Origin of the sequence: Microvirga terricola (assembly GCF_011777495.1) — a bacterium.
GTDB classification, from domain to species: domain Bacteria; phylum Pseudomonadota; class Alphaproteobacteria; order Rhizobiales; family Beijerinckiaceae; genus Microvirga; species Microvirga terricola.
The window spans coordinates 798,584-810,301 of the sequence record NZ_JAATJS010000002.1 but is presented as its reverse complement, the minus strand read 5'-3'; the positions used below and the strand labels follow the sequence as shown (position 1 = coordinate 810,301).

Annotated in this window: 13 protein-coding genes; 7 read left to right on the top strand and 6 right to left on the bottom strand. The window is 63.5% G+C overall.

Going from position 1 to position 11,718, the window contains the following annotated elements; all coding sequences use genetic code 11:
* Both HB375_RS08265 and HB375_RS18145 read left to right on the top strand, forming a co-directional pair.
* Complete coding sequence (locus HB375_RS08265) at window positions 1-837, top strand: hypothetical protein (RefSeq protein ID WP_425515168.1); 837 nt, start codon at window positions 1-3, stop codon at window positions 835-837.
* A gap of 100 nt (window positions 838-937) precedes the next feature.
* Window positions 938-2,149 (top strand): CBS domain-containing protein, encoded by a 1,212-nt coding sequence (locus HB375_RS18145; RefSeq protein ID WP_246728388.1) that lies wholly within the window; start codon window positions 938-940, stop codon window positions 2,147-2,149.
* Window positions 2,150-2,209: 60 nt separating this feature from the next.
* On the opposite strand, the gene thrS is transcribed toward HB375_RS18145, so the two are convergent.
* From thrS to HB375_RS08240, 3 genes are all read right to left on the bottom strand, one after another.
* Window positions 2,210-4,222 carry a threonine--tRNA ligase gene (thrS, locus tag HB375_RS08250; RefSeq protein ID WP_167672472.1) on the bottom strand — a complete coding sequence of 671 codons (2,013 nt, stop codon included), beginning with the start codon at window positions 4,220-4,222 and terminating at the stop codon, window positions 2,210-2,212.
* A 68-nt stretch (window positions 4,223-4,290) separates the two neighbouring features.
* Window positions 4,291-4,629 carry a membrane protein insertion efficiency factor YidD gene (gene yidD / locus HB375_RS08245; protein ID WP_167672471.1) on the bottom strand — a complete coding sequence of 113 codons (339 nt, stop codon included), beginning with the start codon at window positions 4,627-4,629 and terminating at the stop codon, window positions 4,291-4,293.
* A 3-nt stretch (window positions 4,630-4,632) separates the two neighbouring features.
* Window positions 4,633-5,076 carry an iron-sulfur cluster assembly scaffold protein gene (locus HB375_RS08240; protein WP_167672470.1) on the bottom strand — a complete coding sequence of 148 codons (444 nt, stop codon included), beginning with the start codon at window positions 5,074-5,076 and terminating at the stop codon, window positions 4,633-4,635.
* A gap of 151 nt (window positions 5,077-5,227) precedes the next feature.
* On the opposite strand from HB375_RS08240, the gene folE reads away from it, so the two are divergent.
* From folE to HB375_RS08220, 4 genes are all read left to right on the top strand, one after another.
* Entirely contained in the window at window positions 5,228-5,863 is a 636-nt protein-coding gene (folE, locus tag HB375_RS08235) for a GTP cyclohydrolase I FolE (RefSeq protein WP_167672469.1), read from the top strand.
* Window positions 5,864-5,903: 40 nt separating this feature from the next.
* On the top strand, window positions 5,904-6,314 hold the full coding sequence (gene hisI, locus HB375_RS08230) for a phosphoribosyl-AMP cyclohydrolase (protein ID WP_167672468.1): 411 nt from the start codon (window positions 5,904-5,906) through the stop codon (window positions 6,312-6,314).
* A 78-nt stretch (window positions 6,315-6,392) separates the two neighbouring features.
* Complete coding sequence (locus tag HB375_RS08225; protein WP_167672467.1) at window positions 6,393-7,544, top strand: MFS transporter; 1,152 nt, start codon at window positions 6,393-6,395, stop codon at window positions 7,542-7,544.
* A gap of 80 nt (window positions 7,545-7,624) precedes the next feature.
* Window positions 7,625-8,632 (top strand): patatin-like phospholipase family protein, encoded by a 1,008-nt coding sequence (locus HB375_RS08220; protein ID WP_167672466.1) that lies wholly within the window; start codon window positions 7,625-7,627, stop codon window positions 8,630-8,632.
* Between the two features lie 104 nt (window positions 8,633-8,736).
* Here the strand turns inward: HB375_RS08220 and HB375_RS08215 are convergent, their stop codons facing one another.
* Together HB375_RS08215 and HB375_RS08210 are read right to left on the bottom strand one after the other, a co-directional pair.
* Window positions 8,737-9,168, bottom strand: coding sequence for a CBS domain-containing protein (locus tag HB375_RS08215; protein WP_167672465.1), 432 nt, complete (start codon window positions 9,166-9,168; stop codon window positions 8,737-8,739).
* 131 nt (window positions 9,169-9,299) lie between these two features.
* Window positions 9,300-10,118, bottom strand: a complete 819-nt coding sequence (locus tag HB375_RS08210; protein WP_167672464.1) for a rhomboid family intramembrane serine protease — start codon at window positions 10,116-10,118, stop codon at window positions 9,300-9,302.
* A 309-nt stretch (window positions 10,119-10,427) separates the two neighbouring features.
* Here HB375_RS08210 and HB375_RS08205 point away from each other — a divergent pair, with 309 nt between their 5' ends.
* The gene (locus tag HB375_RS08205) at window positions 10,428-11,102 is read left to right on the top strand and encodes a transglutaminase-like cysteine peptidase (RefSeq protein ID WP_167672463.1); all 675 of its coding nucleotides are present in this window, start codon (window positions 10,428-10,430) and stop codon (window positions 11,100-11,102) included.
* A gap of 32 nt (window positions 11,103-11,134) precedes the next feature.
* Here the strand turns inward: HB375_RS08205 and HB375_RS08200 are convergent, their stop codons facing one another.
* A complete protein-coding gene (locus HB375_RS08200; RefSeq protein WP_167672462.1) occupies window positions 11,135-11,665 on the bottom strand; it encodes a gamma carbonic anhydrase family protein in 531 nt (176 codons plus the stop codon).
* Between the last annotated feature and the right edge of the window lie 53 nt (window positions 11,666-11,718).

Sequence of the window (11,718 nt, the reverse complement as noted above, 5' to 3'; positions counted from 1 at the left end):
ATGGCGCTGGTCCTGACCTCGACGGCCTGGGCGCAGGCGTCCCTGCCCTCGCTGTCGCAAAACCCGCCACCCATCGCGGTCGGGCAGGTCATGCTGAACGCCAGCGCGGTCTTCGCGGAGAACAATCAGCCGATCCGGTCAGGTCTCGTTTGGCGAGTGTATGAAGATCGCGGCGACACGGCGCAGCCCGCCATCGTCGGGCGCTCCACGAGCCCGGCACCGAACTTCGTTCTCCAGCCCGGCAACTACATCGTCCACGTGGCTTACGGCTTTGCCAGCACCTCCAAGCGCCTGACCGTGCAGAGCGGCGCGCTCAACGAGCGTTTCACCATCAGCGCCGGGGCGCTGCGCCTGAAGGGTGCGGTGGGCGACACGCCCCTGCCCGTAAGCCGCCTCAACTTTTCCGTCTATGTGCCCATCGGCCAGAACTCTGAAGGACGTCTGGTGATCGCGAACGCCAAGGCGAACGAGATCATCCGTCTCCCGGAGGGCACCTATCACGTGGTGTCCACCTACGGCGACGCTAACGCGATCATGCGCTCGGACCTGAAGGTGGAATCCGGACGGGTGACCGAGGCAACTCTCAACCATCGCGCGGCCACCGTTACGCTCAAGCTCGTCGCGGCGGCGGGTGGCGAGGCTTTCGCGGGCACCGCCTTCAGCGTGCTGACCCCCGGCGGCGACGTGATCCGCGAAGCCATCGGCGCATTTCCCTCGGTGACCCTCGCGGAAGGCGACTACGTTCTCATCGCGCGCCACGAAGGCAAGGTGCAGACGCGCGAATTCAAGGTCGAGAGCGGGCTCGACCGCGACATCGAAATCATCGCTACTCCTTAAGCCGAACCTTTCCCGGGCCTGCCGCATTGACCGGTTGCTAACGACCGGCCGCGCCGGGTCCTGATCCTTTATGGCGCAGCCCCGACAGGGAGGAGGCGCCATGAAGATCGCCAAGATCATGACCCGCGACGTGCACACGATCACGCCGGACCGCACCATCCGCGAAGCCGCACGGCTGATGGATGAGATCGATGTCGGCGCCCTGCCCGTGTACGAGGGCAAGCGGCTTTTGGGCATGATCACGGATCGCGACATCACCGTACGAGCGACGTCGGCGGGGCTGGCGCCGGAGCAGACCCACGTGCGGGATGTCATGTCCGATAACGTGTGGTGGTGCTTCGAGGATGACGATGTGAGCCGCGCGGCCGAACTCATGGCCGCGCATCAGACCCGCCGTCTCCCCGTGCTCAACCATCGTGGCGATATGGTCGGCATTGTCGCGCTCGGTGATTTGGCCACACGTCGCGAGCAGGAGGCGGCCCATGCGCTCGCCCTCATTTCCACCCCCTCGATGCCCGACCTTCGCCGTCGGGTCCGGGAACCGCTGACGGCGCTCGAGCGGCGCGCTCTGCAACGGCGGCGCATGGCCCAGGAAACCCCTCGCCCTCCCCATGCCCCGACCCATCGCGCGATGGTGGACCGGCCCCGGTTCCGCTTTCGGGATGAGGACGATATCCGCGCTGCCTTCGGCAGCTTCGGCTATCCAGGCGGAGAGCGGGTTCGCAACGTGCCGATGCGCGGTGAAGGCTATCGATATTACGGCGGCGAATATGGCGACCTGCCCACGCATCAGCCGCGTCGGTTCGGCGTCGCCAGTGCGACGGGATACTACGAGCATCCGGGCGACGACAGCACGCCCGAGGAACGCCGTCTCCAGAACATTGAGCGCACCTGGAGCCTCGTGAACCAGAGACACGATCACCGCAATTACGGCAGCGGCCCCGGTAACACCTTGTTCGAAAGCGAGGCCGTTCGCGGCGCGCGTCCGCCCGGCCCGCATCGGGGAAAAGGGCCGCGCAGCTACCGGCGATCCGACGAGCGTATCCGCGAGGACATTCACGAGCGCTTGACGGAAAGCCCGTTTCTCGACGCGTCGGAGATCGAGGTGACGGTGAAAGACCGCGAAGTCACCCTCGCCGGCTTCGTCCACGTCCGCGCAGAAAAGCTTCTGGCTGAAGATTTATCCGCAGGAGTGTCAGGCGTGACCCACGTGCAGAACAATCTTCGGATCAGGCACGCGGGAGCGAGCCCAGGGACGAAAAGCGCACCGCCGCCTGACGAGAAAGGAAGCCGGCAGCGGCAGAAGGGTTAGAGGCTCAGCGGCGAGAGCCCGGAATGACGGGAGGAGGCAAAAGCCTCCTCCCCATCGATGTCAGACGAGCGTGCCCGCCACCACGTGATGCCCGTCGAGGGTGGCGTGCCCCTCCGGCTCGGAGACGGCTTTGGCGACACGCTTCCGGTCCGGCGTGACGGCCTCGGCGGCGAGCGTCTTCAGGGCCTCGTCGAGACTCATGGTCTTCTGGTCCGGGCTGCCGAGGCGGCGGATCGACACCGTGCGCTCAGCGGCCTCCTTCTTGCCGACCACGAGCAGCACCGGCACCTTCACGAGCGAGTGCTCGCGGACCTTGTAGTTGATCTTCTCGTTGCGAAGATCGGCGTCGACACGCAGGCCCATGGCTTCCGCCGCCTTCACCACTTCCATGGCGTAATCATCGCCCTCGGAGGTAATGGTGGCGACGACCACCTGCACCGGCGCGAGCCAGAGCGGGAAGTGGCCGGCGAAGTGCTCGATCAAAATGCCGGTGAAGCGTTCCATGGAGCCGCAGATGGCGCGGTGGACCATGACGGGCGTCTTCTTCTGGCCGTCCGCATCGACGAAGAACGCGCCGAAGCGCTCCGGCAGGTTGAAGTCGACCTGTGTGGTGCCGCACTGCCAGTCGCGGCCGATGGCATCGCGCAGCACGTACTCGAACTTCGGCCCGTAGAACGCGCCCTCGCCCGGGTTGATCGCGGTCTTGATGCGTCCGCCGGATTGCTCCTCGATCTGCTTCAGGACGCGGGTCATCACGTCTTCCGCATGATCCCACATCTCGTCGGTGCCGACGCGCTTTTCAGGACGCGTGGAAAGCTTCACGACGATCTCGTCGAAGCCGAAATCGGCATAAGTCGAGAGGATCAGGTCGTTGATCTTCAGGCACTCGGCGGCGAGTTGATCTTCCGTGCAGAAGATGTGCGCGTCATCCTGCGTAAAGCCGCGCACACGCATGAGGCCATGCAGCGCGCCCGACGGCTCGTAGCGGTGCACGTTGCCGAACTCGGCGAGGCGCAGCGGCAGATCGCGATAGGACTTCAGGCCATGCTTGAAGATCTGCACATGGCCCGGGCAGTTCATCGGCTTGATCGCGAAGACGCGCTCGTCCTCGGTCTGCGTCGCGAACATGTTTTCGCGATACCAGCCCCAGTGACCGGAGGTCTCCCACAGAGCCTTGTCGAGGATCTGCGGCGCGTTGACCTCCTGGTACGTCCCCTTAAGGCGGCGACGCATGTAGGAGATCAGCTCCTGAAACACCGTCCAGCCCTTCGGATGCCAGAAGACGACGCCCGGCCCTTCCTCCTGGAAGTGGAACAGGTCCATCTCGCGGCCGAGGCGGCGGTGATCGCGCTTCTCGGCTTCCTCGAGCTGCTTGAGGTAGGTGTCGAGTTCTTCTTGGGCAGCCCACGCGGTCGCGTAGATGCGGGTGAGCATCGCGTTGTTCGAGTCACCGCGCCAGTAAGCGCCCGCCACCTTCATGAGCTTGAAGGCGCTGCCGATCTTGCCCGTCGAGGTCATGTGCGGACCGCGGCAGAGATCGAACCAGTCGCCCTGGAAATAGATCTTCAGATCCTGCCCTTCCGGGATCGCATCGACGAGCTCGACCTTGTAGGTCTCGCCCTTCTCCTTGAAGACCTGCTTGGCCTTGTCGCGGCTCCACACTTCCCTCGTGAAAGGCTTATCGCGCGCGATGATCTCGCGCATCTTCGCCTCGATGGCGGGAAAGTCTTCCGGCGTGAAGGGCTCGTTGCGCGCGAAGTCGTAATAGAAGCCGTTTTCGATCACGGGACCGATGGTCACCTGCGTTCCCGGGAAAAGCTCCTGCACCGCTTCCGCCAGAACGTGCGCGCAATCGTGCCGGATCAGCTCCAGCGAGCGCGGGTCTTCGCGGCTCAGGAATTCGATCTTGGCATCTTTCGTGATCGGATCGGCAAGATCGGTCACCGTGCCGTCAAGCGCCATGGCGACGGTGCGCTTGGTGAGCGACTTGGCAATGCCCTCCACGATCTCGCGGCCGGTGGTGCCCGGAGCAAACTGACGCTGCGCGCCATCAGGGAATGTCAGGGTAATCATGTCAAAACGTCTCCTTGGCTCACTCCTGCCAACGAAGCAGGTAAGCGTGGTCCCCACGATCGGGGTTTTTAGGAAGTGCGACGCTCGTCAGGTTCGACGGCTTCGCAGGTGATCGCGGGGGCGTTCGTGCCCCGCCAGCGACCATAAGCCCAGGGCTTATACCAGGCGGCCCGTTCGGGCAATGTTTCAGGCACGATGTCGAGCCCCGACGTGCCGAAGGGACCACAGCGGCAGATCCGCGCCACGCCCATCCAGCCCCCGGCCCAGAAACCATGCCGCTGGATCGCCTCATCCGTGTATTCGGAGCAGGACGGCAGATGGCGGCACTGGCGGCCGACGAGGCCCGACAGCGTCAGCTGATAGCCCCGGATCGCGAAATGCGCCGCCTGCCGGACAGGGCTCGGCATTCGTCAGGCTCCCCCGTTTCGCCGCGCCTCGATCTGGTCGAGCGCATCGACGACCGCATCGAAGGTCAGGAGAACCGAAGCGTGGCGGGCCTTATACTCCCGCACCGGCTCCAGCACCTGAAGGTCGGCCCATTTGCCGGTGGGCGGAGCGCCGCTTTCCTTCAGCATGGCGCGGGCGACATCCCGCAGGGCGCGCAGCTCCTCAGCCGTCGAACCCAAAACATTGCGTCCCATGATGGAGGACGAGGCCTGGCCGAGCGCACAGGCTTTCACCTCATGCGCGAAGGCCGTGACCACGTCGCCGTCGAGCTTGAGATCGACCGTCACGACCGAACCGCACAGCTTGGAACGCGCCGTCGCGGAGGCATCCGCCTCCGCCAGACGCCCCAGATGCGGGATATCGGCGGCCAATTCCAGAATACGGCGACTATAGATCTCGTTCAGCATCGGATAAACAGGTGAAAGACAACGTCACACTCCCGATATAAGCATAATGGCACAACTCCGCGAGCGAATGCGTCCAGAGCGCGTTCGCGGGGTTAAGGGAAGAAAACGCCGGAGGCCGAAAGGTCCCGTTACAGTCAAAGAAAGGCTCCACATGGATAATGTGGTTAAGTCCTTGTCCAAGCGCCTGGCTCCAGCCGCAGACAAGCCTGTCGACCGTCCGACCCGCGAAGAGGCGGAAGCCGCCGTTCGCACCCTCATCCGCTGGGCCGGGGACGACCCAGACCGTGAGGGCCTGCACGAGACGCCCAAGCGCGTCGCCAAGGCGTTCAAGGAGCTCTATTCCGGTTACAAGGACGACCCGCACGAGGTCCTGAACAAGATCTTCAAGGAGGTCGAGGGCTACGAGGACATCGTGCTGGTGCGCGACATCCCGTTCTACTCCCACTGTGAACATCACATGGTGCCGTTCCACGGCGTCGCGCATATCGGCTACTACCCGACAAAGGGTATCGTCGGCCTGTCGAAGCTCGCACGTCTCGTGGAGGTCTATGCGCGCCGGCTCCAGACGCAGGAGACCATGACGGCCCAGATCGCGACCGCCCTTGAAGAGGCTCTCGAGCCGCGCGGCGTCGCCGTGATGATCGAGGCCGAACACATGTGCATGTCCATGCGCGGCGTGCAGAAAGCGGGTGCGATCACATTGACGAGCCAGTTCACAGGCGCGTTCAAGGACAATGCGACCGAACAGGCGCGCTTTCTGTCGCTCGTCCGGCACGGAAAGGTGTAAGGTCCCTCTCCTTCTTCCGGCTCTTATCGAGGCTCATTTCATGTGCACGTGCCATCCTTTCCCTGCTCCCGGCGCAAAGGCCGATCTGGAGGAGGGAACGGTTCTGACGCCGCGCTTCGGCGCGGATGGGCTCATCACCGTCGTCACGACCGATTCCGACACCGGTGACTTGCTGATGGTCGCGCACATGAACGCGGAAGCCTTCGCCAAGACCATCGAGACCGGCGAGGCCTGGTATTGGTCGCGCTCGCGCAGCGAGCTTTGGCATAAGGGCGCGACGAGCGGGCAGATCCAGACCGTCGTCGAAATGCGGATCGACTGCGACCAGGACGCTCTGTGGCTCAAGGTCAAGGTTGCGGGCGACGGCGGTTGCTGCCACACCGGCCGACGCTCCTGCTTCTATCGCAAAGTGGAAACATCCGAGGGCAAGGCTGGTCTTGCTTTCGTTTGAGAGCGGACTCTTTCTCCGGAGGGAGACGTCCGATTCTGGGAAGGTAATCGTTCAGAATCGGCCTGCTATGGCCGCCGCATGACACACCGTAACCTCCTCCTAGCGCGGGTGGCGACGAGCGCCATCTTCTTCGGCAATGGCTTCGGCATCGGCACCTGGGCGGCGCAGTTGCCGCGCTTCAAGGCATCGCTCGGACTGTCGGACGGGGAGTTGAGCTTTGCACTCCTCGCCTTCGCGCTCGGGGCGATCGTTCTCATGCCCGTCGTCGGCTGGTTCGCGGCCCGTATCGGCAGCCGCACGACGGTTCTCGTCGCGGCCTTCGCCTTTGCTGCGACGCTGCTGCTGCCCGGCCTTGCGCCGAGCCTGCCTACTCTCGTTGCGGCGGCGCTGATCGCGGGCGCGAGCAACGGCGCCATGGACGTATCCATGAACACCAACGCGACCGTGGTCGAGCGTGCCTGGAACGGGGCGATCATGTCCTCGTTCCACGCCTTCTTCAGCCTCGGCGGTTTGGCGGGAGCGAGCGCGTCCGGGCTCCTCATCGTCGCGGGCTTCGACATTTCTTCGACACTGCTCATCTCCTGCGTGGGCATGGGCGCGATTTTTCTCACCGTGTCCTTCTGGACCCTCGACGATGCCAAGGGCGCGCACGCAGGCCATAGCTTCGCATGGCCACGCGAAGCGATCCTCGGCCTCGCCGGCCTCACCCTGCTCTGCTTCCTGGTGGAGGGCGCGATGGTGGATTGGACGGCGATCTATCTCAAGTCGGTCGCGGGCGCGTCCCTCGAAGCCGCCGTGACGGGCTTTGCCGCCTTTTCTCTCACCATGACGGTCTGCCGCTTCACAGGTGATTTCATGGTCCGTCGCCTCGGGCGCATCCAAACCCTGCGCCTGGGCGGGCTGCTCGCGGCGCTGGGTCTCACGCTGGCCGTGACGATGCCGGAGCCTCTCGCCGCGACACTCGGCTTCGGCCTGGTGGGCCTCGGTCTTGCCAATACCGTCCCCGTGCTGTTCAGCGCCGCCGGCCAGACCGAGGGCGTGCCGCCCAGCATGGGCGTCGCGATGGTGGCGACCTTGGGTTATGGCGGCCTGCTCATGGGGCCGCCCCTCATCGGCTTCAGCGGCGATCTGATCGGCCTGCGCGCGACCCTGGGCTTGCTTATTCTCTGCTCCCTGACGATCATTCTCATGTCGCGGCGGGCCTTACGCCCATCCACCGTCGAGGCGTGAGGCCGCTCGCAAGGCTGATGCGTTATTCATTCGACTTTCACATGATGATGTCATGAAAGTCGAGGTCTCGGAGTTCAGTCATGTTTTGGGACGGCATCGCCCGGTGGCACGCCGGATCGGGGGATGATGGAGGACCAAAGGGTATGAATGCCCCGCCCGAGCGCGAACTGCGCACGAAAGTGAAGATCGGTCTGGCTCTTGGCGGCGGCGCGGCGCGGGGCTGGTCGCATATCGGCGTGATGCGGGTGCTGGCAGAGGCGGGCATCGTGCCCGACGTGATCGCCGGCTGTTCCATAGGAGCTGTAGTCGGCGGCTGTTATGCCGCAGGCAAACTCGACGCGCTCGAATCCTTCGCCCGATCCCTCACCAAGCGCCGGGTCATGGGCCTTCTCGACTTTCACATCACCGGAGCCGGGCTCATCGCGGGCGGACGTCTCGCGCGTTTGCTCGATCAGGACCTCACGGACCTGCGGGTCGAAACCCTACCCATTAAGTTCTGCACCATCGCGACCGAACTCTCGAGCGGCCATGAACTGTGGCTGACGCGCGGCCAGTTGGTTCAGGCCATGCGCGCGTCTTACGCGCTGCCCGGCATCTTCAACCCGGTTCTGGTCGGCGGGCGGTGGTTGATGGACGGCGCACTGGTCAACCCCATTCCGATCACGGCGGCTCGCGCGCTCGGCGCTGACATCGTGATCTGCGTCAACCTGAACGGTGAAATCCGCCTCCGCGGCACCGTGATCCAATCCTACGAGGCAGGTGGCGACGACGAACTCGAAATCGAGGAAGCCATCGAGACGCCGAAGCGTTGGGGCTTTCTGCCCTCCTCCTGGAGCGAGAAGCCGCGTCGCCCGAATGCCCCCGGCTTCGCTACCGTCATGGTCGATGCGTTCAACATCACGCAGGACCGCATCGCCCGGTCACGGCTGGCGGGCGACCCGCCGGACCTGATGATCTCGCCTAAGCTCGCGAAGATGGGGTTGTTCGAGTTTCACCGCGCGGAAGAGTGCATCGCGCTGGGGCGGCAGGCCACCGAGCGCGCCCTGCCCGATCTCATGGAACTCATCCGCGACAGCCAGATGGTATGATCGAGAACCTTGATCATGTCTCTTTGAAACATGATCAAGCTCTCGATTCGTTATTGCCGTATGATCCGGGCGAGCAACAGGTTTCCACTTGCTCTGATCATGCTCTAGGCGGTGGCGATGTAGTCCTTGATCGCCTGCGCCTCGGCTTCGATCTCCGCCAGCCGGTGCTTCACCACGTCGCCGATGGAGACGATGCCGGCGACCTCTCCGTGTTCGAGCACCGGGATGTGGCGGAATTTGCCCTCGGTCATCGCTTCCATCACGGCCGTCACCGCCGTGCGGCCGGTGCAGGTCACGACTTTTTCGGTCATGAAGAACGAAATCGCCTGATCCAGCGCGCCCGAGCCGTGGGCCGCAACCGCGCGCACGATGTCGCGCTCCGAAATGATGCCGACCACCGGGTGATTGCCGTCGCTGACGAGGAGCGCGCCGATCTTCATGTCCGACAGCGCCCTCGCCGCCTCGGCAAGGGTCCGGCTCGGCTCTATCGTCGCGACGCGGCGGCCTTTGATCGACAGGATGGTATCGACGTCCATAGTCCCCTCCGTTACGCGGCGGCGAAGACCTTTCACCCTTCGCTTCCGCAGAAGACGGGTTCCACATCCCGAGACGACGGGATGGTGACCCTCCGTCAGTCAGACGATGATTGAGCGAAACGGCTTCCGTTTCAAGGCGTGAGACCGCCGCGCCTCGCTGGAATGGGATCGATCAAGGGGAAAAGGACGAGTCCGACCAGGAAACCGCCGATATGGGCCTCCCACGCGATGCTGGCATCCGTGATGCCGATGGGCTGGACGAAGGCGAAGATATAGTTCGCCGCGAACCAGAAACCGAGGAAGACCAGAACCTGCCTGTTGCGCAGCATTTCGAGAAGCGGCTCGCGAGGGCGTTCATGGGGCTGCGTCGGACGGCCTTCGGGCAGCCAGTCCACGGGCGCAAAGATGAACCAGGACGCCGCCGCCATCAGCCCCGACACCGCCGCCGACGCGCCAATCATCGGCAAGATCTGCAAAGGGTTCATGAAGGCATAGAGGATCGCGCCACCAATAGCCGCAGCGGCGCACAGCAGGAGGAAACGGCCCGCGCCGCATCGCCGCGCCACCGGCGTGCCGAAGGCGGCAAGCCAGATCGAATTGATGATCACATGCGCCCAGGAGCCATGGAGGAAGGCATAAGACAGCGCCGTCCAGGGTCTCCCCTCATTCTGCGCCAAGATATATTGCGCCAGCGCGTGAAGGGGCGAGATCGCCTGCTCCGATGAACCCTGCTGCAGGGCGCTCAAAACCTCGTCGGACTGAACGCCGCCATATTCCACCGACCAGCGGGCCGGGATGACCGCCCAGTCGATCAGCAGTTGGAAATCCGTCTCCTCCGACAAAAGCAGCCGCAGCGCGTGAATGCCGACGAGAACCAGAACGCTGAGGAAGATCGAGGTCGGGAGGTTGAAAATGGGCTCGCGGGACGATCCGGATGGATTGAGCGACATGAAAGCACTTCTTGAAGAGCCGGTTGCGCGTGTGGCGGCAATCGACCGCGTTTCGGAAAAGCTCGACTGAGTTACCGTTGTTTGCCTGCCGAGGTCGAGTCCGGCGTGCTGCTCCCTCCTCCGCGTTGCAGTGAAAGATATGACTAAAGGGAAGGTCAGTAGGCGTAAATTCTGGATGAATAATTTCGTTAACCTTAATGGAACTAGTCCCACCCGCGACGCGTTAACTCATCCTTTACTTTTGGCTTGAGCCGTAATTCCAGCCGTGTCAGTTTGGTTAAAAGAACATTAACCAACTGAGTGTGGGGCATGGCTCTTATTAAGAACTTCGATCTTTCTGGCGCGAACGCTCGTTTCGCTTCCAAAATTGTTAAGACCGCTTTCATTGGCCTTTCGCTGGTTTTCCTTGGATCGGCCTCTCAGGCACAGACCACAACGGGCTCTCTTCCCAAGGCCGGACATGTGATCCGGACCGCCGGTTCGGCCAAGCCGATCCAGGGTTGGGTGGAGTTCTGCCGTGACTATCCGGGCGAATGCGCGGTCGACACGTCGGAGGCCTCGACCATCGAGATGACTCCTGAGATCTGGAAGACGATCGTCTCGGTCAACCAGCACGTGAACACGACCATCAAGCCGGTCACGGACATGGACCATTGGGGCGTTGTCGATAAGTGGAGCCTGCCGACCGACGGCAAGGGCGACTGCGAGGACTATCAGCTCCTCAAGCGCAAGCTCCTCGCGGAAAAGGGGTTGCCCCGCCGCGCCATGCGCATGACCGTCGTGATCGACGAGCTGGGCGAAGGCCATGCCGTTCTCATGCTCAAGACCAGCAAGGGCGATTACGTCCTCGACAACAAGCGCAACGCGGTGTTGTCGTGGGAGCGGACCGGCTACGTCTATGTGAAGCAGGAAAGCCAGACCTCGACCGCATGGGTCTCGCTCGGCGGCGTCACCTCCCCGACCGTCACTGCGAAGAACCGCTAAACTTTCCCGATCTGAAGATGACGTGAAGCGGGTCAATCGACCCGCTTCATTCCTTTTGCGAAGCGGCGCCAGTTCTCGACATAGTGCCGCGCCGACCATCGCAGCCGCTCGATAGCGGCCTCATCCAGCACCCTGATCGCCCGTGCGGGTGCGCCGACGATCAGCGAATTGTCGGGAAATTCCTTGCCCTCGGTCACGAGCGCGTTCGCGCCGACGACGCAATTCGAGCCGATGCGGGCATTGTTGAGCACCGTCGCGCCCATCCCGATCAGCGAATTGTCGCCCACCGTACAGCCGTGAAGGATGGCCCTGTGCCCGATGGTGCAGCCCTCCCCCACGCTCAAGGGCACGCCCTTGTCGGTGTGGAGCACCGCCCCTTCCTGAATGTTCGTCCCGGCACCGATGTCGATGAGTTCGTTGTCGCCGCGCAGGACAGCGCCGAACCAGACCCCGACATCATCCCCAAGGCGGACGCGGCCGATCACATGTGCATCCGGCGCAATCCAGAAACGGCCGGGTTCCGGCAGGATCGGAGCGATCTCGTCGAGGCTATATACCGGCATGGCGGCGGCCAATCGTTGGGAGGGAGGCGCAGCAGGATTCGCTAAAATGAACT